Below are 23,301 nucleotides of genomic sequence, written 5' to 3'. Positions count from 1 at the left end.
CTCGGGAACGCCTGCCATCCGGCTTCCGGCCACCGACCACGCAGCTTGGGGACACCACACGTGAAGGCACTCGTACTCTCCGGTGGGGCGGGCACCCGCCTGCGCCCGATCACCCACACGTCCGCGAAGCAATTGGTACCGGTCGCCAACAAGCCGGTTCTCTTCTACGGGCTCGAAGCGATCGCCGACGCCGGTATCACCGAGGTCGGCATCATCGTGGGCGACACCGCCGCCGAGATCCGCGAAGCGGTCGGCGACGGCTCCGCGCTCGGCATCGAGGTCACCTACATTCCCCAGGACCAGCCGCTCGGCCTGGCGCACGCGGTGCTCATCGCGCGCGACTTCCTGGGCGACGACGACTTCGTGATGTACCTCGGCGACAACTTCATCGTGGGCGGCATCACCGGCCTCGTCGAGGGCTTCCGCGGAGACCGTCCCGACGCGCAGATCCTGCTGACCCGGGTGCCCAACCCGACCTCCTTCGGCGTCGCGGAGCTGGACGCCGAAGGCCGCGTCGTCGCGCTGGAGGAGAAGCCGAAGGAGCCCAAGAGCGACCTCGCCCTCGTCGGCGTCTACCTCTTCACCCCGGCGATCCACGAGGCCGTCCGCTCGATCGAGCCGTCCTGGCGCGGCGAGCTGGAGATCACCCACGCCATCCAGTGGCTGATCGACCAGCAGCGCAACGTCCGCTCCACCACCATCTCCGGCTACTGGAAGGACACCGGCAACGTCACCGACATGCTGGAGGTCAACCGGTCCGTCCTGGAGACCGTCGAGCCGGCCACGGACGGCGCGGAGGTGGACGAGCACAGCGAGATCATCGGCCGCGTGCGGATCGAGCCCGGCGCGAAGGTCACCGGCAGCCGCATCGTCGGTCCCGCGATCATCGGAGCCGGTTCGGTCATCAGCGACGCTTACGTCGGTCCCTTCACCTCGGTCTCCGAGGGCTGCCGGATCGAGGACAGCGAGATCGAGTACTCCATCGTGCTCCGGGGAGCCTCCATCACCGGTGTCCGCCGCGTGGAGGCGTCGCTCATCGGCCGCGACGTCGAGGTCACCCCGGCGCCCCGCAACCCGTCCGCCCACCGACTCGTCCTCGGCGACCACAGCAAGGTGCAGATCTCCTCATGACGACCAACATCCTGGTGACCGGCGGAGCCGGCTTCATCGGCTCGCACTACGTCCGCACCGTCCTCGGCCCCCAGGGCCCCGGCGACATCACCGTCACGGTGCTGGACAAGCTCACCTACGCGGGCAACCCCGCCAACCTCGACGAGGTCCGCGACCACCCGGGCTTCTCCTTCGTCCAGGGCGACATCTGCGACGCCGAACTCGTCGGCAAGCTCATGGCCGACCACGACCAGGTGGTGCACTTCGCCGCCGAGTCGCACGTGGACCGCTCCATCGACGGGGGCGCCGAGTTCGTCCGTACGAACGTCGTGGGCACCCACACCCTGATCCACGCCGCGCACCTGGCCGGGATCAAGACCTTCGTGCACATCTCCACCGACGAGGTCTACGGCTCGATCGACGAGGGCTCCTGGCCCGAGACGCACCCGCTGGAGCCCAACTCGCCGTACTCCTCGGCGAAGGCGTCCAGCGACCTCATCGCGCTCTCGTACCACCGCACCCACGGCCTCGACGTGCGGGTGACCCGCTGCTCCAACAACTACGGGCACCACCACTTCCCCGAGAAGGTCATCCCGCTCTTCGTCACCAACCTGCTCGACGGCAAGACCGTCCCGCTCTACGGCGACGGCGCCAACGTCCGCGACTGGCTGCACATCGACGACCACGTCCAGGGCATCGAGCTGGTCCGCACGAAGGGCCGCGCCGGCGAGGTCTACAACATCGGCGGCGGCACCGAGCTCTCCAACAAGGAGCTCACCGGCCTGCTGCTGGAAGCCTGCGGCGCCGACTGGGAGACCAGCGTCACCTACGTCGAGGACCGCAAGGGCCACGACCGCCGCTACTCCGTGGACTGCACCAAGATCCGCGAGGAGCTCGGCTACGTCCCGCGCAAGGACTTCAAGCAGGGCCTCGCGGAGACCGTGCAGTGGTACCGCGACAACCGCGCCTGGTGGGAGCCGCTGAAGGACCGGGCCGCCCTGTGAGCCCCGTCTGGCTGGTGACCGGAGCCGGCGGAATGCTGGGCCGGGACGTCCTGGCGAAGCTGGCCGCGGAGGGCATCGACGCCGTCGCCGCCGACCGCGCGGCGCTCGACGTCGCCGACCCGGCCGCCGTGCGCGCCGCCTTCGCGGAGCACCGCCCCGCCGTCGTGGTCAACTGCGCCGCCTGGACCGCCGTGGACGACGCGGAGAGCCAGGAGGAGGCCGCGCTGCGCGTCAACGGCACGGGCCCCGAGGTTCTCGCCGAGGCGTGCCGCGAGCACGGCGCCGTGCTGCTCCAGGTCTCCACGGACTACGTCTTCGCCGGCGACGCCGACAAGCCGTACGCCGAGGACGCCCCGACGGCCCCGCGCAGCGCCTACGGGCGGACCAAGCTGGCCGGTGAGCGCGCGGTGCTGGAGATCCTCCCGCAGACCGGCTACGTGGTCCGTACGGCCTGGCTGTACGGAGCGGGCGGCGGCAACTTCGTCCGCACGATGATCAAGCTGGAAGGCATCAAGGAGACCCTGGACGTCGTCGACGACCAGCGGGGACAGCCGACCTGGACAGCCGACCTGGCGGACCGTCTGGTCGCCCTCGGCCGGGCCGCCCTCGCGGGCGACGCCCCGGCGGGTGTCTACCACGGCACCAGCGGCGGCGAGACGACCTGGTTCGGCTTCACCCGGGAGATCTTCCGGCTGCTGGGCGCGGACCCCGAGCGGGTCCGTCCGACCACCAGCGAGGCCTTCGTCCGGCCCGCTCCCCGCCCGGCGTACAGCGTGCTCGGCCACGACCGCTGGTCCGCCGCCGGGATCGCGCCGGTCCGCGACTGGCACGAGGCACTGGCGGAGGCGTTCGACGCCCTCGTCGCCGCCGAGCGCGGCTGACCGCCCGACGCGCCGTCACCACGGCCGGACCCCCGCCCACCCCGGCGGAGGTCCGGCCGTCGGCGTTCCCGCCCGGCCCGGCCCGGCCCGTTCCGGCCGACGCCGGGGAATGCCGAACGCCCGGAAACGCCGCATGCCCAGGAACGCCGAACGCCCGGCCGGTGACCCCGGCCGGGCGTTCGCGTACGGGCTGTCGCCGGGTCAGCCCCGGGCGCGCAGCTGCTCGTAGTAGGCCTGGCAGTCCTCGTAGGAGGGCAGCAGACCCTGTGCCTCGGCCTCGGCCAGCGTGGGGGCGGCGGCGTCCTTGTCGGAGAGCAGCGGGGTGATGCCCTCGGGCCACTCGATGCCCAGTTCCGGGTCGAGCGGGTTGATCCCGTGCTCGCGGCCGGGGGCGTACCCCTCGGAGCAGAGGTAGACCACGGTGGCGTCGTCGGTCAGCGCCATGAAGGCGTGCCCGAGGCCCTCGGAGAGGTACACCGCGTGGTGGTCCACGTCGTCGAGGCGGACGGCCTCCCACTGCTTGTACGTGGGGGAGCCGACCCGGATGTCCACGATCACGTCCAGCACCGCGCCGCGCACGCACTTGACGTACTTGGCCTGGCTCGGCGGGACGTCGGCGAAGTGGATGCCCCGCAGGGTGCCCCGGCTCGACACCGAGCAGTTGGCCTGGGCGAGCTGGAGCCCGTGGCCGGCCGCCTCGGTGAAGTCGGCTGCCTTGAACCACTCGTGGAAGCTACCCCGGCTGTCGGGGAAGACCTTGGGCTCCTGGACCCAGGCTCCGGCGATGTCGAGCTGCCGCATCTGATTCACGTTCCTGTTCTTTTCGCTTCTCGTGTACTTCTGGTTCTCCGGCCGGGCTGTGCCCCGGCCGTCCGGTACCGGACGGCCGACGGGTCAGCCGGCCACCTTCGCGGCGAGCCCGCGCGCCTTCTTGCGGGCCTTCGCGGGCAGCCGGCGGACGATCGGCCCGCCCACGCTCCGCAGCGCGCTGCGCACGGTCGCCTTGCGGCGGGCGGAGGCCATCGCGCTCAGCATGGCGGGGCTCACCTCGGGCAGGTCCGACACGAGGACGATCTTCCCGCCCCGCTCCACCCGTACGTCGGCGAGGGGCACGGCGGCGCTCTTGGCGCCGTCCAGCCGGACCGAGAGCTTCCACTCGCCCGGCGGCACGTCCGCGGCCTTGGCGGGCACCGACACGTGGGCACGGCCCTGGACGGGGCGCAGCGTCGTCGGGAACAGCCGGTCGGTGCCGCCGGCGGCGGTCAGCACCAGTTCGGCCTTGGAGGCCGCCGTGGCGGTCGTGGTGACGATGTCCAGGCGCAGTTCCGTCCTGCTGCCGGGGGTGCGCAGGACCGGGCGGCCCTCCAGGTACACGGCCAGCTTCTTGGCGCGGCGGGCGACGTCCAGGGTGAGGTTGCCGTGCGGGTCGGTGAAGTACGGGATGACCGCGCGGGCGGGCGAACCCAGCGAGGCGGGCAGGCAGTCCGCGTCGACCCCGGGGGCACGGTCGGCGCCGAGCCGGGCCTTGCGGACCACGCCGAGGCCGCGCAGTGGCACCCAGATGTCCCAGAAGCCGCGCGAGACGCGCCCGCGGCTCTTGACGCCCTCCGAGGTGACGTGGCCGTGGCCGGTCAGCACGACCTCGAAGACGCCGTCGGAGACCTCCTTGACCTCCGAGGTGAACTTGGCTGGGCAGGGCCACTCGACGGCGGTCTCGCGGTTGCGCAGCGAGATCTCGGCCATGTAGCCGTCGAGGTCGTCCTCGACGTCCAGCAGCTCTCCGGCCGGCAGCAGGCCCGCCGTGAGGTCGGGGTGCAGGTGGAGGCGGCCGTCGCGGCGCACCAGGGTCACCGGCGCCTGGTCGTCGCCGTGCACGAGGCGGCCGGTGATGTCGAGCCGGATGCGGCCGTCCGGCTGCCACTCGAACTTCTCCAGGCGGGCGGCCGCCTTGATGGAGCCGGCGAGCCGGGCGATGCGGAGCAGGCCCTCGCGGTCGTCGTTGCGCAGCAGGGTGGAGCGGAGCCGCTGGATCGGGCCGAGCCCGTCGTGCACGCCGTCGTGCATGAAGTCGCGTGCCAGGGGCTGGACGGCGTCGATCATCTCGTCGCGGTAGTCCGGCGCGTACTTCTGCACGGCGGGTTCACTGAGGCGCGACAACATCTCCACACGGTAGAACCGGCGCAGCAGAAGGTCGCGGAATTCGCCCGGCTCGGTGTTCTCCACGACGACGTCGAGAACCTCGCGGAGGTTTCCGTAATAGCCCGAGGGGATGAGCTTCGCGGAGCCGGCGTTCTGGCCGTCGTCGCGCCGCGAGTAGTAATAGCAGGTGTAGTTCCCGAGAATGGAGACGACCTTCGCCGGGAAGTACGCCTGCATCATGTAGAGCTGGTCCTCAAGGCGGCGCTTGCCCTCGGGATAGGCGATCGAGTTCTCGCGGAGGAATTCCGTCCGGAACATCTTGTGCGGCGTCAGGGAGTCGTAGAGCGGCGCGTCGCGCAGCGTGCACTTTTCCCGGTTGACCTTGAAGACGCCGTGCGGGACACCGCGGAAGTTGCTGGCCACCTTGCCGATGACGATGTCGGAGCCGTTGCGGTGCCCCATGTTGTAGAGACGCAGCAGAGCCTCGGAGGCCAGGTAGTCGTCCTGGTCGAGGAACTGAACGTATTCGCCCTTGGCCTCCGCCACGCCGATATTGCGAGGCTTGCCCGGCCACCCCGAATTGGGGATGGTGATCACACGGAAGTGCGGGTGCTCGGTGGCGAGTTTTTCGAGCCGCTCGCGTGTGTCATCGGTCGAGCCGTCATTGACGAACAGCACTTCGAATTCGCTCGCGGGCAGGGTCTGACGCAGCAACGAGTCGATGGCGGGATCGATGTACTTTCCCGGGTTGTACACCGGAATGATGACGCTGACTTTGACTGACACAACTGTGTCCCATCTCTTGTGGGAACCCTGAACGCGAAGGCGGTGTCGGGATCGGAGACCGATTGAGGGCGAGGGTCGCCGCCCGGAAGCACCATAGCGGTTGTGGCGCATCGAACAGTTCGGTCCGGGCGTGATGTCATGTACGGTGCACCAGAGGTATGGGGCCGAGCAGGCCCTCCTGCGCGGCCAAGTGGTGTACGCAACAACGGCCTTGCGCTCTTGCGGCGTTGCTCTCGCACATGCCTCGCGTGCCGGTCGGGAAGCCGGTTCGCCGCTTCTTCGGTTAGAGGTGCCGTCATCACACTTACGCGTAATGCCGTCGGCCGGATCAGATGGTCCCACGGGTCGGTCGCCGACTGCTTCAAAGGCCGGAACAACAGTCTCGGATTCATCCGGCTGTGTCTGGCCTCCGCGGTCGTCGTCTCGCATGCCAGCGTGCTGGGATTCGGGGACAAGGAGTTCGGCCACTGGTTCAGCCACGGGCAGACCGACCTCGGCAAGCTCTCCGTCTACGGCTTCTTCGTCCTGTCGGGGATTCTCGTGACCCGGAGCGGCAACCGGCTCCCGCTGGGCCGCTACCTCTGGCACCGCGCCCTGCGCCTGCTGCCCGGCCTCTGGGTCTGCCTCGCGGTGACCGCCTTCGTCGTCGCCCCCTTCCTCTACTGGCGCCAGCAGGGAAGTCTGGACGGTTTCTGGGGCCACGACAGGGGGCCGCTCGACTACATGGAGTCGAACTGGGCCATCGCACCCCGCCAGAACGACGTCTCCGGGGTCATCGCCCACTCCGCCGGTTCCGGCCTGGCGCACAGCCCCAGCATCGACGCCGCGCTCTGGTCGCTGCGCTACGAGGTGCTCTGCTACTTCGCCGTCGCCCTGCTCGCCCTGACCGGCGTGCTCGCCCGCGCCCGCCGCGTCGTGCTCCTGGTGGCCGTGGTCCTCGGCTTCTTCGTGATCAACCCGGCCCTGGCCACCCCGCACTGGGCGGGATTCTCCGACTCGTCGTACGCCACGAGCTTCGAGATCTTCCCCGTGATGGGCAAGTTCGATCCGGACATCCTCATCTATCTCGGTTTCGCGTTCGCCATCGGTGCCGTGATCGAGATGTACCGGGAGCGCATCCCGGTCAGCGACCCGCTGGGTGTCCTCTCGGTCGTCCTGCTCCTCGGCAGCATCCACTACGGGTACCTCTTCGTCGTCGGCATCCCCGCCTTCGCCTACCTGCTCCTCTGGCTCGCGATCCGGCTCCCCGGGCCGTTCCGCCGCATCGGGGCCCGCAACGACCTCTCGTACGGTGTCTACATCTACGGATTCGCCGTCCAGCAGTCGCTGACCGCCGTCGGCTTCGCGCGCTGGGGATTCTGGCCCTACCTCGCGATGTCGCTCGGCGGCACTCTGGCGGTCGCGGCGCTCTCGTGGCACCTGATAGAGAAGCCCGCGATGCGGCTCAAGGACATCGGCCGCAAGCCGGCCGCCCGCACCGCCCCCGTGGCCGCCCAGCCCGCTCCTCCCGGGGAGACGGAGGACGCGGCCGCCGAGTCCGGCCAGGACCGGGCGCTCGCGGACAGCGGCAGCCGCACGGGCGGCTGACGCCCCGCACGCACCCACCGGAACGCCCCGGCCACCGCGGACGCCGTCGACCGACCGACAGCGCCCGCCGCGGCCGGGGCGTTCCCGTGCGCCGCGCCGCCCGCCCGCGGCCCCGGGACCGCCGTTACCACTCCGTGTCCAGGAGGCGGAACAACGGTGCGTACGGTGCCCGGACTGGCATACATTCGCCCCTGTGACATCGGTAGCGGAGACAGTGGCAAGACAACAGGTGACCGAGGCCCGCAGGATCGTCGTCAAGGTGGGCTCCTCCTCGCTCACCACCGCGGTGGGCGGACTCGACGCCGACCGGGTCGACGCGCTCGTGGACGTCCTCGCCAAGGTCCGCAGCGGCGGCGAGCGGGAGATCGTCCTCGTCTCCAGCGGCGCCATCGCCGCCGGGCTCGCCCCGCTGGGCCTGCACCGCAGACCGAAGGACCTCGCCCGCCAGCAGGCGGCGGCCAGCGTCGGCCAGGGGCTGCTGGTGGCCCGCTACACGGCCTCCTTCGCCCGCTACGGCGTACGCGTCGGCCAAGTCCTGCTGACGACCGACGACACCAGCCGCCGCGCCCACTACCGCAACGCCTACCGGACCCTCGACCAGCTCCTGGAGATGGGCGCCCTGCCCGTCGTCAACGAGAACGACACCGTCGCCACCGACGAGATCCGCTTCGGCGACAACGACCGCCTGGCCGCCCTCGTCGCCCACCTCGTCCACGCCGACCTGCTCGTCCTCCTCTCCGACGTGGACGGGGTGTACGACGGCGACCCCAGCACGCCCGGCACCTCGCGGATCGCCGAGATCACCGGCCCGCAGGACCTGGCCGGCGTCACGATCGGCAGCGCGGGCAAGGCCGGCGTCGGCACCGGTGGCATGGTCACCAAGGTGGAGGCGGCCCGGATCGCCACCGCCGCCGGCATCCCGGTCGTCCTCACCTCCGCCTGGCACGCCGCCGACGCCCTCGCCGGACGGGACACCGGGACCTGGTTCCACCCCACCGGCCGCCGCTCCGCCGACCGCCTGCTCTGGCTCGCCCACGCCTCCGCCCCGCAGGGCGCGCTCCTCCTCGACGAGGGGGCCGTACGAGCCGTCGTCGAACGCCGCACCTCGCTGCTGCCCGCGGGCATCTCGGGCGTGGACGGCGACTTCACCGCCGGAGACCCGGTCGAACTCCGCGACCCCGAAGGACGGGCGGTCGCCCGCGGCCTCGTCAACTTCGACGCCAGGGAAATCCCCCAGCTGCTCGGCCGCTCCACCCACGACCTGGCCCGCGAACTCGGACCCGCCTACGAACGCGAGGTCGTACACAGGGACGACCTCGTCGTTCTCATGCCCCCCTCCACGCCCCGAATCGGCTGAAACTCCGCACTCCTGACGGAGACCTTCACCAAAACCGCCCCACGCCCGCCCTCGGGCTGGTCAACTTTGTAGCGGGGGTACGCAGGGGAACAGCACAGCAACACATCCACAGGAGGCCGCCGGTGAGACGAGCGCGCCCGGGGGCGCCGCCCCGAGGAACGGGCACCCGCGCACTGACCAGCGTGGGAGCGGGAACCGGCTTCGACCGGAGTCCGCCCGCCGACCGCACGTCCGACCGGGCCGAGGACCGCACCACCGGCCACGACCCGGTAGCCGCGAAGGGGGAAGCCACACAGTCCCGGCTGTGGCACATCACGCTCTGCGTGTCCGGGGCCGAGACACCGCTGGGGGAGATCAGACGCGGCCTGGAACAACTCGCCCACGACCACCCCTTCCTGCTGACCAGCCGGTACGCGAACGACCACGCGGAGATCCGGTACTGGGAAGAGGCCCGTGACCTGCACGACGCGGCGGCCGTCGCCCTGAGGCTCTGGGGCGAGCACCGCTCCACCGCCCAGCTGCCGCCGTGGGAGATCGTCGGCCTCGAAGTCATCGACCGGGAGACCTACCACCAGCGCGTCGCCGAGGGATACGGCCCGCCGCCCGCCGCACCCGTCGGCGTGCACCCCTACTGACCCCGGCGGCGGGAGCGCGCGTCCGGCCCGCTCCCGCCCCGGGCGGTCTCCGGCGTCCCGCATCATCGAACCGGTTGCCGCGCCGGGCGGTCTCCGGGCGTCCCGCATCACGGAACCGGCTGCCGCGCCCTGGCGGTCTTTGGGCGTCTCGCATCACGAAATACGGGCCGGACGAGCACAGGCCGCGCACTACCCTGCGGGCATGACCACGCTCACCCCGTACGACAACATGTCCCCGGTCGCGCAGGCCGCCTACCGGGCGCGCGCCGCAGCCGCCGACATCGCGCCGCTCCCGCGCGCCGCCAAGGACGACGCACTGCTCGCCGTGGCCGACGCGCTGGAGGTGCGCGCGGGCGAAATCATCGAGGCCAACGCCGAGGACGTCGACCGCGCCCGGGCCGCGGGTACCGCCGAATCGGTCGTCGACCGGCTCACGTTGACGTCCGAGCGCATCCGCGCCATCGCCGCCGACGTACGCCAGGTCGCCTCCCTGCCCGACCCGGTCGGCGAGGTCGTGCGCGGCTCCACCCTCCCCAACGGCATCGACCTGCGCCAGGTCCGGGTGCCGCTCGGCGTGGTCGGCATCATCTACGAGGCCCGCCCCAACGTCACCGTCGACGCCGCGGTCCTCTGCCTCAAGTCCGGCAACGCCGTACTGCTGCGCGGCTCTTCGTCCGCGTACGCCTCCAACACCGCCCTCGTGCGCGTGCTGCGCGACGCGGTCGGCGGCGCCGGGCTCCCGGCCGACGCGGTGCAGCTGGTCCCCGGCGAGACCCACGACTCCGTCCGCGAACTCATGCGGGCCCGGGGCCTGGTGGACGTCCTCATCCCGCGCGGTGGCGCCGGGCTCATCCGCCGGGTCGTGGAGGAGTCCACCGTCCCCGTCATCGAGACCGGCACCGGCAACTGCCACGTGTACGTCGACGCGCACACCGACCTGGCCATGGCCGTCGACATCCTGGTCAACTCCAAGGCGCAGCGCCCCAGCGTCTGCAACTCCGCCGAGACGCTCCTCGTCCACCGGGACGTCGCCGACCAGTTCCTGCCGCTGGCGCTGGACGCGCTGGCCGAGGCCGGAGTCACCGTGCACGGCGACGAGCGCGTCCTGACGTACGCCGAGGGGTCCAAGGCGACCGTCGTGCCGGCCACCCCGGAGGACTGGGAGACGGAGTACCTCTCCTACGACATCGCCGCCGCCGTGGTGGACTCGCTGGACGCCGCCGTGGCGCACATCCGGCTCTGGTCCTCCGGCCACACCGAGGCGATCGTCACCACCTCCCAGGCCGCCGCACGCCGGTTCACCCAGCTGGTCGACGCGACGACGGTCGCCGTCAACGCCTCGACCCGCTTCACCGACGGCGGCCAGTTCGGATTCGGCGCGGAGATCGGCATCTCCACGCAGAAGCTGCACGCCCGGGGCCCGATGGGGCTGCCGGAGCTGACCTCCACGAAGTACATCGTCACCGGCGACGGTCACACCCGGTAGCCGGGCCGGACCTGCCGGGGAGACTTCTCCGTCGCCCGGTCGGGGAGACTTCTCCGTCTCCCTGACCGGACCGCCCCTCCACGGCTACGCTGATTCCGTGGACGACGCGGGGGGCAGGCCGTTCCCGGACGGCTCGGAGCCCGACGACGACCGCGGGGGCGCGGACGAGGACTTCGCCACCGTGGTCTTCGACGAGGACTTCGTACGGGCCGCGAGAATCCACGAGCCCACCGCGGTGGAGCGGCTGGTCGCCGCCGCCGAGGCACGCGCCGAGGCCGAGGCCACCCGGTCGCGTTCGGCGGGCGCCGCCCGCGACGGCGACCCGTACGACCACTACGGCCCCGGATACGCGGGCGGGCGCGGCGGTGCGCTCGACCCCGACGACCTCGACTACGACCCCGGCCACGGCATCGGCAGGGGCCCGTACGGCCCCCACGGCGGCTCGCTGCGCCCCTACCGGGGCTCCGCGCGCTGGCACCGGCCGGTCGCCTGGCTCCTGGCGCTGGTGATGGGGATCGGGATGGTCGCGCTCGCCTTCAGCGCCGTCTACCGCGGCGCCTCGGCCGACAGCCAGGACCACGTCCCGCCCGCCACCAGCGGCGTGGACACCACCGCGGACCCGGCCGGCCCGGCGGACCTGCCGCCGTCCGCGCCGGTGGGCCGTCACGCCCCGGCCGCTGCCGTCCCGCACACGCCCTGAGCGTGCCCCCGACCGTGGTTCCCGCGCCCGGAGCGCGTGCCGTGTCACCCGTCCGGCCGTGTCGCCCCGTAGCGCCCAGTCGTGCGAACTGTGCGGTTGGCCCCGGCGACCGCGTTTACGCGAGGGGCATTCGACCTACTCTCACTGTGTGACCCCTCTTCCGGAGGGGGCTTCTCGCTGCCCTCGGCCGCCTGGCCGGGCAGACCGTTGCGCACCGACCTCGGCCGGTGGTGTGGAGATCGGGAGAAGTCATGGCAGGCCGCGGAGATCCACCGGAAGAGCAGCCCGAGAGCCACGCCGACGGTGAGGACGAATACCGCTCGCTCGTCTTCGACGAGTCTTTCGTCCGGGCTGCCCGACTCCAGGAGTTCTCCGCCCAGGAACGCATGGGCGAGCACGCCCGCGCCGTCCGCTCCCTGCCCCGGCGCTCCTCGCGCAAGAGCCCCGGCCTCGCCACCACGATGGTGGTGCTCGTCGCGCTCGCCTTCGCCACCGCCGTGTACATCGGCTTCCGCCAGCCGCTGCCCGCCCCCGTGCCCGGTCGCGCGGAACCGCTCCAGGCCACCGTCGTACCGCTCGCCCCGCGCGGAGCCGTACCGGGAGGGACTCCCGGCTCGCTCATCGAGCACGGCCCGGCCGCGCACTTCCGCGTCGGAGCGGCCGGGATCAACCTGCCGGTGGTCCGGCGGACCGACAACTTCTCCGTCAGCCAGGTCATGGCCGCCCTGGCCACCGCCAAGGACTTCCTGGTGGAGTCATCGCTCGACCCCGACGTCCTCGGCGGCCGGGAGACCGGGACGGTCAAGGCCCTGCTCGACCCGGACCAGGCCGCCGAGTTCGACCTGAGCATGGAAGGCCCGGCCGGGGACGGCAGGCATCCGGCGGCCGGCTGGCTGGTGCGCTTCGACCCGGCCCACGCCGAACTCGCCGACCCCGCGATCCGGGTCTTCGGGACCCTCGCCTACTCCGAGACGGACGCGAGCCGGCTGGAGGTGGTCGCGGACCACACCTTCACCTACGCCGTGCGCCCGGCCGTCAACGGTCCCCAGCAGGTGGACGGCGCCTCCCTGTTCACCGTGCACCGGCTGCTGCACTTCCGCTTCGACCGGGACGACCTGAGGCTGCACCGGCTGGAACTGCGCACCGCGTACGTACAGGCGGGACCCGAGTCCTGTTCCTCAGGGGCCTCCCCGGCGCTGCGCCCGCTGCTCGCCGGGGAGCGCGCCGACCCCGCCGGGCCCGGGGGCACCGATCCGTACGCGACCGGGACCCCCGCGGGCGGGCTCTGCGGAACGCTGGAGATCAGCCCGCCGCTCGGCCAGGCTCCGCCGGCCCTCCTGGCCCCGGTGTACCCGAGCCCGGGACTCACGTAGCGCCGGGCCGAGCCCGGGGCTCACCAGGGCCGGGGACCTGGGCGGCCTACTCCGGACCTGCGGCCGGGTCCGGTGCGCCGCCGCGGGCGCCGCCGGTGAACCGGTCCCGGAGCTTGCCGCCCAGGTCCCCGGCACCGCCCGCGACGTCGCCGACGAGCTTCATCAGCGGGTCCTTGCTGGTGCGGACCGTGTCGGCGTAGTGCGCGGCGGACTCGCGGAAGGAGTCCGTCACCGAGGTGTCCTTGTCCTCCTCGCGGCGCGGGTAGTGGCCGTCCATGATGCGCTGGTAGTCCCGGGTCTCCGCCCAGCTCTTCAGCTCGGCCGCCCGCACGGTGGTGAAGGGATGGGAACGGGGCAGCACATTGAGGATCTTCAGCACGGAGTCGCGCAGATCGCCCGCCTTCTCGTACTCCTCGGCCTGGGCGAGGAACGCGTCGACGTTCATCTCATGGAGGTGATTGCCGCCGGCTATCTTCATCAGGCCGCGCATGGAGGCCCGGAGGTCCTGGCCCACCAGCAGCCCGGCCCGGTCGGCCGAGAGCTCCGACTTGCGGAACCACTCGCGCAGCGCCGTCACGATGGCCAGCACCGCGACATTGCCCAGCGGTATCCAGGCCACCTTCACCGCGAGGCCCGTCAGGAAGAGCAGCACCGTGCGGTAGACGGAGTGGCCGGAGAGGGCGTGCCCCACCTCGTGGCCCACGACGGCCCGCATCTCCTCCTCGTCCAGCAGCTCCACCAGACCGGTGGTGACCACGATGATCGGCTCGTCGAGTCCGATGCACATCGCGTTGGGCTGGGGGTTCTGCGTGACGTACATCGCCGGAACCTTCTCCAGGTCCAGGATGTAGCAGGCGTCACGCAGCATGGTGTGCAGATGGGTGAACTGCTCCTCGCCCACCCGCACCGAGTCGGAGAGGTAGAGAAGCCGCAGGCTCCGCTCGGGCAGCAGGCCGCTGAGTGCCTTGAAAACAGTGTCGAACCCGGACAGTTTGCGCAGCGCCACCAGTGCCGAGCGGTCCGTCGGGTGCTCGTACGCCCGGGAGGAGATTCCCGGGAACCGCCTGCGCCGCCTGCTGGGTTCGTTCGTACGGGTGTCGCCGGTCATCTGATCCCCCTGGTCGCTGCGGGACGCCGCCCGTCCCCCTGACACCGGTCAGCCTAGGTGCTGGCGCTACGGTGTGCGGGGGGCTGTGGACAACCAAGAGGAGCACCCGGAATGCCGCACACCGTCGCACTGCTTGCCGCTGCCGCGGACGACCAGGGACCGGGCAACACGGTCCGCATCGTGCTGCTCGTCTCGCTCGTCGGAGCGGCCCTGATGGCCTGGCTGCTGCTGCGTGGCTACCGCAACAACGACTCCAACGACTGAGTCGCCGTGAGCGTGCCCGACGGACCCGCATACGATGTGCCCGACGTCTTCCTTCCGACTCCCGATCGATAGGTCCTGCCGAAGATGAGCCTCACGAGCACCGCCCACCAGCTGGTCCTTCTCGCCTCCGAGGGCGGCGAAGGCGGCAACCACGAAAGCCTCAACCCGTACGTGACCGGCGGCGGCGCCTTCATCGCCCTGCTGCTCCTGCTCTTCGTCACCACCCGTTTCAACCGCGACCGCTGAGCGGTGACGCCGTGCCAGTAGGGTCTGCACGCATGGGAGAGCAGGAAGTGCCTACCGGCCGCGGCAAGCGCCGAATCGGCGTCATGGGCGGGACGTTCGACCCGATCCATCATGGACACCTGGTGGCGGCCAGTGAAGTGGCCGCCCAGTTCCACCTGGACGAGGTCGTGTTCGTGCCGACCGGGCAGCCGTGGCAGAAGAGCCACAAAGAGGTCTCGCCGGCCGAGGACCGCTACCTGATGACGGTCATCGCCACGGCGTCGAACCCGCAGTTCTCGGTGAGCCGCAGCGACATCGACCGCGGGGGACCGACGTACACGATCGACACCCTGCGGGACCTGCGGGAGACCCACGGGGACGCGGACCTCTTCTTCATCACCGGCGCCGACGCGTTGTCCCAGATCCTCACCTGGCGAAACGCCGAGGAACTCTTCTCGCTCTCCCATTTCATCGGTGTGACCCGGCCGGGCCACGTGCTCACCGACGCGGGACTGCCCGCCGGCGGTGTCTCCCTGGTGGAGGTCCCCGCCCTGGCCATCTCGTCGACGGACTGCCGGTGGAGGGTCGCGCAGGGCGATCCGGTCTGGTATCTGGTGCCCGACGGTGTGGTCCGTTACATCGACAAACGCCAGCTGTACCGAGGCGAATGAGCCACGGAGAGGGGCACCGGTGGTGAACGACCGACAGAACCCGTACGACCCGTACGGACAACAGCCGCAGATCATCGGCTACGACGCGTACGGGCAGCCGGTGTACCAGCAGCAGCCCGAACAGCAGGGCTACGACCCGTACACCTCCCCGCAGGACCCGTACGCCTACGGGCAGCCGACGCAGAGTCAGCAGCAGGGCGGGCAGACGGGCCAGCAGCAGGGCGGGCAGGCGGGCTACGGCTACGACCCGTACGCCCAGCAGCAGCCGCAGCAGCTCTACGATCCGTACACCGGCCAGCCGCAGCAGCCGCAGCAGCCGCCGCAGGGCGAGCAGGGGTACGGATACGGCGGCGGCTACGGCTACGACACCGGGCAGCAGCCCGTGGTGGTCGACGCGACGGCCCAGCAGTGGAACGTCCCGCAGCAGAACACGACGGCCCCGCCGCAGGCCGCACCCCAAGCCGCACCCCAGCCCGCCGCCGCCCCGACGCGCGCGCCCCAGCCGGAGCCCGGGGCCCAGGGGGCCGGATTCCAGGAGCCCGGGGTTCCGGAGCAGCGCCGTTCCTCCCAGGACTACCGCACCGGGCAGTTCTCGTTCATCGAGGAGCCGGACGAGGACTCCGAGGACGTCATCGACTGGCTGGCGTTCACCGAGAGCCGCAGCGAACGGCGTGAGGAGGCCCGGCGCAAGGGCCGCAACCGGCTGATCGGGCTGATCGTCGTCGTGGCGCTCGTCGTCGTCGCCGGGGTGGGCTACCTCTGGTCGGCCGGCAAGCTTCCCGGTTCCGCCGCCGAGGACGGCAAGGCCGCCACCGCCGGCGGCCCGCAGCAGCGCGACGTCATCGTCGTGCACCTGCACAACACCAAGGGCGGCGGCACGTCCACGGCGCTGCTGGTGGACAACGTCACGACCAAGAAGGGCGCCACCGTCCTGCTGCCCAACTCCCTCGCGGTCGCCAACGACGACGGCACCACCACCACGCTCGGCGAGTCGGTGGAGGACGACGGCAGCACCGGTACCCGCGAGGCGATCGACACCCTCCTCGGTACGAAGATCAGCGGCACCTGGCGCCTGGACACTCCGTACCTGGAGAACCTCGTCGAGCTGGTCGGCAACATCGAGGTCGACACCGACACCGACGTCCCCGACACCAAGAAGGGCGCCGCGCCCCTGGTCCACAAGGGCGAGGCGCAGACCCTGAGCGGCACGATGGCCGTGGCGTACGCCACGTACCAGGCCAAGGGGGAGCCGGAGGCGAAGCAGCTGGCGCGGTTCGGGCAGGTACTGCGCGGGGTGCTGCGCAAGATGTCCGAGGACCCCAAGGCGGCGACGATCACCGTGCAGACGCTCGCCCAGATCCTCGACCCGTCGCTCCCCGAGGCCGACCTCGGCGCCTCGCTCGCCAAGCTCGCCGGCCACGCCAAGGTCGGGGACTACACCACCGAGGTCCTGCCGGTGCAGGACGACGGCACCCTGAGCGACGCGGCGACCAAGAGCGTGGTGAAGGACGTCCTGGGCGGAGCGGTACGGGCCCCGGACAAGGACGCCGCGGTCCGGGTCGGCGTGAAGAACGCCTACGGGGACACGGACGCCCTCGACGCGGCGCGGGTGGTGCTGGTGAACGGCGGCTACTCCTTCGTCGACGCAGGGAAGACGGACACCAGGTCCACCTCGCAGGTCGTCTACGGAACGGCCGACGACAAGGCCAAGGCGGTGGAGGTGGCGAAGACGCTCGGCCTGCCCGAGACCGTCGTGACCAAGGGGGAGGCCGCCGCGAACGCGGACGTCTCCGTGGTGCTCGGCCAGGACTACGTGTTCCAGAAGCCCTGACCCCGACCGCGCCCCGGGACCCGAACCCGTCGACCGGCCCGCAGGGGCCCTCGCGCCGAGCCGGCGCGGGGGCCCCTGCGGCGTACCGGGGGAATTCCCAGTCGGCGCTGTCGGCGGTCCGTGAGACCCTAAAGAACAGTCCCGCGATTTCTGGCGGGCACGCGACGACAGCGACGGAACCCCGCCGCTCCGTCCGCGTGCCGCTCCGCCAGGGACGACGGAACAGCTTCCAGGGACTGCCCCGACCGCCGACGAAAGCCTGCATGTGACCGCCACGGACCGCTCCATCGAGCTCATCACCGCCGCCGCCCAGGCAGCGGCCGACCGGCTCGCGCACGACATCATCGCCTACGACGTCAGTGACGTCCTGTCGATCACCGACGCCTTCCTGCTGGCCTCGGCCCCCAACGACCGCCAGGTCAAGTCGATCGTCGACGAGATCGAGGAGCGGCTCCAGAAGGAGCTCGGCGCCAAGCCGGTGCGCCGCGAGGGCGACCGCGACGCCCGCTGGATCCTGCTCGACTACGTCGACATCGTCATCCACGTCCAGCACAGCGAGGAGCGCGTCTTCTACGCGCTGGAGCGCCTGTGGAAGGACTGCCCCGAGATCGCGCTCCCCGAGGACGCGCTGAAGACCCGGGGCAAGGCCGAGGAGCACGCCCGGCTCAACGGCACCACGGAAGGTGACGCGAGCTGAACGGCAGCGGCAGCGGCCGGGGCCGCCGAGTAGTCCTCTGGCGGCACGGTCAGACGGCGTGGAACCTGGAGCGGCGCTTCCAGGGCACCACCGACATCGAGCTGACCGGCACCGGAGTCGCGCAGGCCCGCCGGGCGGCCCGCCTCCTGGCGTCCCTGAAGCCCGACGCCGTCGTCGCCTCCGATCTGCGGCGCGCGGCGGCCACGGCCGCCGAGCTGTCCGCCGTGACGGGCCTCACGGTGACCCACGACACCGGACTGCGCGAGACCTACGCCGGCGAGTGGCAGGGGCTCACGCACGAGGAGATCATCGGCCGGTACGGCGAGCAGTACGCCGCGTGGAAGCGCGGCGAGCCGGTACGCCGGGGTGGCGGCGAACTGGAGACCGAGGTGGCCGACCGGGCCGCTCCGGTCGTCCTGGATCACGCCGACCGGCTGCCGGACGGCGGCACCCTCGTCGTGGTCAGCCACGGCGGCACCATCCGTACGACGATCGGCCGGCTGCTCGGACTGGAGGCCCACCACTGGGAGGGCCTCGGTGGACTCAGCAACTGCTGCTGGTCGGTGCTGGGCGAGGGCGCGCGCGGCTGGCGCCTGCTGGAGCACAACGCCGGAACCCTGCCCGAACCGGTGCTCGGCGACGACACCTGAGGGGCCGCCCGACCACCCCGGAGTGCGCCTCCGGGAGGGCGGCACCGGCACCTCCGGGAGGGCGGCACCGGCCGGATTTCACTTTCTGGCTGGTCACAGGCTAGAGTTCTTCTTGTTCGCAGCGCGGAAAACACCGAAACGGTGAGGACGCGGAGAAGGACAGCGAACAGCGGGGCTATAGCTCAGTTGGTAGAGCGCCTGCATGGCATGCAGGAGGTCAGGAGTTCAATTCTCCTTAGCTCCACAGATGAAGATCCCGTCCCCTTGGGGGCGGGATCTTCTGCGTGTGCCGGTTCTGCGTGTGCCGGTTCTGCGTCTTCCTCGTGTGCCGGCCCGGTTCTGTCGGGGCGTCCCGGCGTCGTGCCGAGCTGTCGTGCCGACTGCCGCGCCGTCCCGCATCCGTCCCGCTGCCGTTCGTCCGGGTACCGGTCGCCGCTCCTTCCGTACCGGTCCGTGGGCGGCGGTCGCCTGCGTCTTCGTCCGCCGTGCGGCCGGGCGCTCGGGCTGACGTGGCGTCAGCAGCCCTTCGGGCCCGGTTCGACGGGCTTCCCCTCTTGCGGTGTCATGGCAGAATCGGAGCGCCGGAGGGGGCGACGGACCGATCGGGAGGGAGCACGATGCCTGCGAGCCGCGTGCGGGTCCCCGGTCAGCCTTGTGCGTCCGATGCCCCAGCTCCGCCCGCCCGTCCCGTAGTTACCGTGATTCCCGAACACAGGTCCGGTCCCGGCGGCCCGTCCCGCAGCTTCTCCCAGGTGGTCCAGACACCGGAGGGCGGCGGGGTCAGGTGCGCGCGCACGGCCAGCGGCCACAGCTGGAGCTGACTGCATGGGTGCGCACAGGCGGAAATGCGACTGGTGTGGCAGCGGTACGCCCATCGTCAGGGACATGGATCCGATCAACGCGGACTACCAGTACTGGTGCGAAGAGTGCGCACGGGCGCTGATCATAAAAGGCGACCCCATCGAGACGTACCGCGAGCTCGAGGGGGAGCCCATCTACGGGCGGCTCCTGGAGGAGCACTGCACCCTCAAGAGGTTCTACTCCTTCGCCACGGCCTGACGGCGGCGTCGGCGATCGGGTCCACGGAGGTGCGGCGGGGGCGCAAGGCCGGTGCAAATCGGGCATAGCGGACCGAGCCGGAATGGATTTGGGGAGTACCGGGGAGGCCGTGTAATGTTCTCGATGTCGCCAAGGGAAACCGGAACGGCAAGCGAAACAAGGGGCTATAGCTCAGTTGGTAGAGCGCCTGCATGGCATGCAGGAGGTCAGGAGTTCAATTCTCCTTAGCTCCACAGTGAAGAAGGCGGGCCATCCGAATCGGATGGCCCGCCTTTTCGTTGTCAGATGTTTCCCGTTGCCTCTCGCGGGCTACGCCGGGCCGATCGGGCTTCGTCGCCGGACCGCGTTGCCGTACCTCGTCGTCGGCCCTCGTCGCCGGACCTCGCGCCCCCGCCCGTGCTTCCTGTGGTCGCCTCACCTGCAGGCCGTCCCCCGGCCGTCCCCCGGCCGTCCAGCAGGTGGCCGCTCCCGGTGAGGCTCCGGCCCTGTGCGGTACCCTGACGCCATGCGTGCCGTACGCCTTCTGCTTAGCGAGCCGCGCTGATCACTACCGACCGGTGAGAACGCCTGGTCGGACTCGGCGCGGCGTCCCCTCCTGTGCGAGGGGATTTTTCGTTTCCGTAGACGCGCGTCCTTCGACGTGGGCGCCGGCAGATGACGATCGATGGAGCTTTGAGGATCATGAGCGAGACGAATTCCGCAGCCGAGACGGCTGCGCCGCACCGCTACACGGCGGCGATGGCCGCCGACATCGAGGCACGCTGGCAGGACTTCTGGGACGCCGAGGGCACCTACGAGGCGCCCAACCCGACCGGCGACCTGGCGGGCGACCCGGAGCTGGCCGCCAAGCCCAAGAAGTTCATCATGGACATGTTCCCGTACCCCTCGGGCGCGGGTCTGCACGTCGGCCACCCGCTGGGTTACATCGCCACCGACGTGTACGCCCGCCACCAGCGGATGTCCGGCCACAACGTCCTGCACACCCTGGGCTTCGACGCCTTCGGCCTGCCCGCCGAGCAGTACGCCGTGCAGACCGGCACGCACCCGCGGATCTCCACCGAAGCGAACATGGAGAACATGCGGGCCCAGCTGCGCCGGCTGGGCCTGGGCCACGACAAGCGCCGCTCCTTCGCCACGATCGACGCGGACTACTACAAGTGGACCCAGTGGATCTTCCTGCAGATCTTCAACTCCTGGTACGACACCGACGCCGACAAGGCCCGCCCGATCGCCGAGCTGGTCGCCCAGTTCGAGAGCGGTGAGCGGTCCACGCCGGACGGCCGTTCCTGGCAGGACCTGTCCGCCGTCGAGCGCGCCGACCTGCTGAGCGAGTACCGCCTGGCGTACGCCTCCGACGCCCCGGTCAACTGGTCGCCGGGCCTGGGCACCGTCCTCGCCAACGAGGAGGTGACCGCCGACGGTCGCTCCGAGCGCGGGAACTTCCCGGTCTTCAAGGCCAAGCTGCGCCAGTGGAACATGCGCATCACCGCCTACGCCGACCGTCTGCTGGACGACCTGGACGGTCTGGACTGGCCGGAAGCCATCAAGCTGCAGCAGCGCAACTGGATCGGCCGTTCCGAGGGCGCGCGCGTCGACTTCCCCGTCGACGGCGCCGGTGCGATCACCGTCTTCACCACCCGCCAGGACACCCTGTTCGGCGCCACCTACATGGTGCTGGCGCCCGAGCACGAGCTGGTCGAGCGGATCATCCCGGCCGCCTGGCCCGAGGGCACCCACCCGGTCTGGACCGGCGGCCACGCCACGCCCGCCGAGGCCGTCACCGCCTACCGCAAGCAGGCCGCGGCCAAGTCGGACGTCGAGCGCCAGGCCGAGGCCAAGGACAAGACCGGCGTCTTCACCGGCGCGTACGCGACCAACCCGGTCAGCGGCGACAAGGTCCCCGTCTTCATCGCCGACTACGTCCTGATGGGCTACGGAACCGGCGCGATCATGGCCGTCCCGGCGCACGACACCCGCGACTTCGCGTTCGCCCGCGCCTTCGAGCTGCCGATGCGCTGCGTCGTCGAGCCGTCGGACGATCGCGGCACCGACCCCGCCACGTGGGAGGACGCCTTCTCCTCGTACGAGGCGAAGCTGGTCAACTCGTCCAACGACGAGATCTCGCTCGACGGCCTGGGCGTCGTGGACGCCAAGGCGAAGATCACCGAGTGGCTGCGCGAGCACGGCGTCGGTGAGGGCACCGTGAACTTCCGGCTGCGCGACTGGCTGTTCAGCCGCCAGCGCTACTGGGGCGAGCCCTTCCCGATCGTCTACGACGAGGACGGCATCGCCCACCCGCTGCCCGAGTCGATGCTGCCCCTGGAGCTGCCGGAGGTCGAGGACTACTCGCCGCGCACCTTCGACCCGGACGACGCGGACACCAAGCCGGAGCCCCCGCTGTCGCGGAACGCCGACTGGGTCAACGTCACCCTGGACCTGGGCGACGGCAACGGCCCGCGCAAGTACCGCCGCGAGACCAACACCATGCCGAACTGGGCCGGTTCCTGCTGGTACGAGCTGCGCTACCTGGACCCGAACAACGAGCAGAAGCTGGTCGACCCGGCGATCGAGCAGTACTGGATGGGCCCGCGCGAGGGACAGCCGACCGGCGGCGTCGACCTGTACGTCGGCGGTGCCGAGCACGCGGTGCTGCACCTGCTGTACGCGCGTTTCTGGTCCAAGGTGCTGCACGACCTGGGCCACGTCTCGTCCGCCGAGCCGTTCCACAAGCTGTACAACCAGGGCATGATCCAGGCGTTCGTCTACCGCGACGCCCGGGGCATCCCGGTGCCGGCCGCCGAGGTCGAGGAGCGGGACGGACAGTTCTTCTTCCAGGGCGAGAAGGTCAGCCGCGTCCTGGGCAAGATGGGCAAGTCCCTGAAGAACGCCGTCACCCCGGACGAGATCTGCGCCGAGTTCGGCGCGGACACCCTGCGCCTGTACGAGATGGCGATGGGCCCGCTGGACGTGTCGCGCCCGTGGGACACCCGCGCCGTGGTCGGCCAGTACCGCCTGCTGCAGCGGCTGTGGCGCAATGTCGTCGACGAGGAGACCGGCGAGGTCACCGTCGTGGACGCGGAGCCCGGCGAGGACACGCTGCGCGCGCTGCACAAGGCGATCGACGGCGTCGCCCAGGACATGGCCGGAATGCGGTTCAACACGGCCATCGCCAAGGTGACCGAGCTGAACAACCACCTGACCAAGGCGGGCGGCCCGCTGTCCCGCCCGGTGGCCGAGAGCCTGGTCCTGCTGGTGGCCCCGCTCGCCCCGCACGTCGCCGAGGAGCTGTGGCGCCGGCTGGGCCACACCGAGTCGGTCGTGCACCAGGACTTCCCGGTGGCCGACCCGGCGTACGTGGTGGACGAGACCGTCACCTGCGTCGTCCAGGTCAAGGGCAAGGTCAGGGCCCGCCTGGAGGTCTCCCCGTCCATCACGGACGCGGAGCTGGAGTCGCTGGCCCTGGCCGACGAAGCCGTCGTCGCCGCCCTGGGCGGGGCCGAGATCCGCAAGGTGATCGTGCGGGCTCCGAAGCTGGTCAACATCGTCCCCGCGTGACCGTTTCCGCGTGAGGCCCCGGGGACCTGGGTAGGCAGCCACGAGGCGCCTCCCGGGGCCCCGGGCCACCGGGCACGGCTGCCAGGGCTTTCCCCTACGGGCAGGTTGGGGGTTCCGACGGAACCCTCGGCCTGCCCGTTGCGTTTACGGTGGAGAGGGTGGCCGTCACCGGGTGGCCGCCGG

At 71.1% G+C, this 23,301-nt stretch carries 20 protein-coding genes and 2 tRNA genes; 19 read left to right on the top strand and 3 right to left on the bottom strand.

All coding sequences use genetic code 11. From position 1 onward, the window contains the following. Positions 1–60 precede the first annotated feature (60 nt). The 3 genes from ACWCWD_RS08745 to rfbD are packed head-to-tail and all read left to right on the top strand — an operon-like array spanning position 61 to position 2,995. On the top strand, positions 61–1,131 hold the full coding sequence (locus ACWCWD_RS08745) for a glucose-1-phosphate thymidylyltransferase (protein ID WP_450771281.1): 1,071 nt from the start codon (positions 61–63) through the stop codon (positions 1,129–1,131). Continuing rightward, positions 1,128–2,114: a dTDP-glucose 4,6-dehydratase gene (gene rfbB / locus ACWCWD_RS08740; protein ID WP_266704268.1), complete on the top strand. Its 987-nt coding sequence runs from the start codon at positions 1,128–1,130 to the stop codon at positions 2,112–2,114. Before ACWCWD_RS08745 ends, rfbB begins: the two co-directional genes overlap by 4 nt. Further along, the gene (gene rfbD, locus ACWCWD_RS08735; RefSeq protein ID WP_450771280.1) at positions 2,111–2,995 is read left to right on the top strand and encodes a dTDP-4-dehydrorhamnose reductase; all 885 of its coding nucleotides are present in this window, start codon (positions 2,111–2,113) and stop codon (positions 2,993–2,995) included. Before rfbB ends, rfbD begins: the two co-directional genes overlap by 4 nt. Before the next feature lie 201 nt (positions 2,996–3,196). On the opposite strand, the gene rfbC is transcribed toward rfbD, so the two are convergent. Together rfbC and ACWCWD_RS08725 are read right to left on the bottom strand one after the other, a co-directional pair. After that, the gene (gene rfbC / locus ACWCWD_RS08730; RefSeq protein WP_327179997.1) at positions 3,197–3,796 is read right to left on the bottom strand and encodes a dTDP-4-dehydrorhamnose 3,5-epimerase; all 600 of its coding nucleotides are present in this window, start codon (positions 3,794–3,796) and stop codon (positions 3,197–3,199) included. A gap of 93 nt (positions 3,797–3,889) precedes the next feature. Next, positions 3,890–5,920, bottom strand: a complete 2,031-nt coding sequence (locus tag ACWCWD_RS08725; RefSeq protein ID WP_450771278.1) for a glycosyltransferase family 2 protein — start codon at positions 5,918–5,920, stop codon at positions 3,890–3,892. A gap of 297 nt (positions 5,921–6,217) precedes the next feature. Between ACWCWD_RS08725 and ACWCWD_RS08720 the strand changes: the two genes are divergently transcribed. From ACWCWD_RS08720 to ACWCWD_RS08695, 6 genes are all read left to right on the top strand, one after another. After that, positions 6,218–7,507: an acyltransferase family protein gene (locus ACWCWD_RS08720; protein ID WP_450771477.1), complete on the top strand. Its 1,290-nt coding sequence runs from the start codon at positions 6,218–6,220 to the stop codon at positions 7,505–7,507. A 229-nt stretch (positions 7,508–7,736) separates the two neighbouring features. Further along, on the top strand, positions 7,737–8,864 hold the full coding sequence (proB, locus tag ACWCWD_RS08715) for a glutamate 5-kinase (protein WP_450771476.1): 1,128 nt from the start codon (positions 7,737–7,739) through the stop codon (positions 8,862–8,864). 122 nt (positions 8,865–8,986) lie between these two features. After that, positions 8,987–9,499 carry a hypothetical protein gene (locus ACWCWD_RS08710; RefSeq protein WP_450771277.1) on the top strand — a complete coding sequence of 171 codons (513 nt, stop codon included), beginning with the start codon at positions 8,987–8,989 and terminating at the stop codon, positions 9,497–9,499. A 202-nt stretch (positions 9,500–9,701) separates the two neighbouring features. Continuing rightward, entirely contained in the window at positions 9,702–10,985 is a 1,284-nt protein-coding gene (locus ACWCWD_RS08705; protein ID WP_450771276.1) for a glutamate-5-semialdehyde dehydrogenase, read from the top strand. 97 nt (positions 10,986–11,082) lie between these two features. Then, positions 11,083–11,685: an SCO2584 family spore wall biosynthesis protein gene (locus tag ACWCWD_RS08700; RefSeq protein WP_450771274.1), complete on the top strand. Its 603-nt coding sequence runs from the start codon at positions 11,083–11,085 to the stop codon at positions 11,683–11,685. 251 nt (positions 11,686–11,936) lie between these two features. Then, entirely contained in the window at positions 11,937–13,058 is a 1,122-nt protein-coding gene (locus tag ACWCWD_RS08695; protein WP_450771273.1) for an SCO2583 family membrane protein, read from the top strand. 46 nt (positions 13,059–13,104) lie between these two features. Here the strand turns inward: ACWCWD_RS08695 and ACWCWD_RS08690 are convergent, their stop codons facing one another. Beyond that, positions 13,105–14,166 carry a M48 family metallopeptidase gene (locus ACWCWD_RS08690; protein ID WP_450771272.1) on the bottom strand — a complete coding sequence of 354 codons (1,062 nt, stop codon included), beginning with the start codon at positions 14,164–14,166 and terminating at the stop codon, positions 13,105–13,107. Between the two features lie 111 nt (positions 14,167–14,277). Between ACWCWD_RS08690 and ACWCWD_RS08685 the strand changes: the two genes are divergently transcribed. The 10 genes from ACWCWD_RS08685 to leuS all read left to right on the top strand — a co-directional run bounded on the left by ACWCWD_RS08685 (position 14,278) and on the right by leuS (position 23,118). Continuing rightward, the gene (locus ACWCWD_RS08685; RefSeq protein WP_327175789.1) at positions 14,278–14,430 is read left to right on the top strand and encodes a hypothetical protein; all 153 of its coding nucleotides are present in this window, start codon (positions 14,278–14,280) and stop codon (positions 14,428–14,430) included. An 84-nt stretch (positions 14,431–14,514) separates the two neighbouring features. Then, positions 14,515–14,676 (top strand): hypothetical protein, encoded by a 162-nt coding sequence (locus ACWCWD_RS08680; RefSeq protein ID WP_327175788.1) that lies wholly within the window; start codon positions 14,515–14,517, stop codon positions 14,674–14,676. Between the two features lie 32 nt (positions 14,677–14,708). Further along, complete coding sequence (nadD, locus tag ACWCWD_RS08675) at positions 14,709–15,326, top strand: nicotinate-nucleotide adenylyltransferase (protein WP_327175787.1); 618 nt, start codon at positions 14,709–14,711, stop codon at positions 15,324–15,326. Positions 15,327–15,348: 22 nt separating this feature from the next. After that, entirely contained in the window at positions 15,349–17,157 is a 1,809-nt protein-coding gene (locus ACWCWD_RS08670) for an LCP family protein (protein WP_450771269.1), read from the top strand. Positions 17,158–17,422: 265 nt separating this feature from the next. Further along, on the top strand, positions 17,423–17,854 hold the full coding sequence (gene rsfS, locus ACWCWD_RS08665) for a ribosome silencing factor (protein ID WP_450771267.1): 432 nt from the start codon (positions 17,423–17,425) through the stop codon (positions 17,852–17,854). Continuing rightward, positions 17,851–18,504 carry a histidine phosphatase family protein gene (locus tag ACWCWD_RS08660; RefSeq protein ID WP_450771474.1) on the top strand — a complete coding sequence of 218 codons (654 nt, stop codon included), beginning with the start codon at positions 17,851–17,853 and terminating at the stop codon, positions 18,502–18,504. Before rsfS ends, ACWCWD_RS08660 begins: the two co-directional genes overlap by 4 nt. Before the next feature lie 171 nt (positions 18,505–18,675). Then, positions 18,676–18,748 (top strand) — tRNA-Ala (locus ACWCWD_RS08655). A 581-nt stretch (positions 18,749–19,329) separates the two neighbouring features. After that, positions 19,330–19,563: a hypothetical protein gene (locus ACWCWD_RS08650; RefSeq protein WP_275494237.1), complete on the top strand. Its 234-nt coding sequence runs from the start codon at positions 19,330–19,332 to the stop codon at positions 19,561–19,563. A gap of 160 nt (positions 19,564–19,723) precedes the next feature. Next, positions 19,724–19,796, top strand: a tRNA-Ala gene (locus ACWCWD_RS08645). Positions 19,797–20,244: 448 nt separating this feature from the next. After that, complete coding sequence (leuS, locus tag ACWCWD_RS08640) at positions 20,245–23,118, top strand: leucine--tRNA ligase (protein ID WP_450771266.1); 2,874 nt, start codon at positions 20,245–20,247, stop codon at positions 23,116–23,118. Positions 23,119–23,301: the final 183 nt, after the last annotated feature.

This window comes from Streptomyces sp. NPDC001493, from assembly GCF_053597235.1.
Note: the sequence above shows the minus strand (reverse complement) of the source record. Positions and strands in the feature narration are given on the sequence as shown.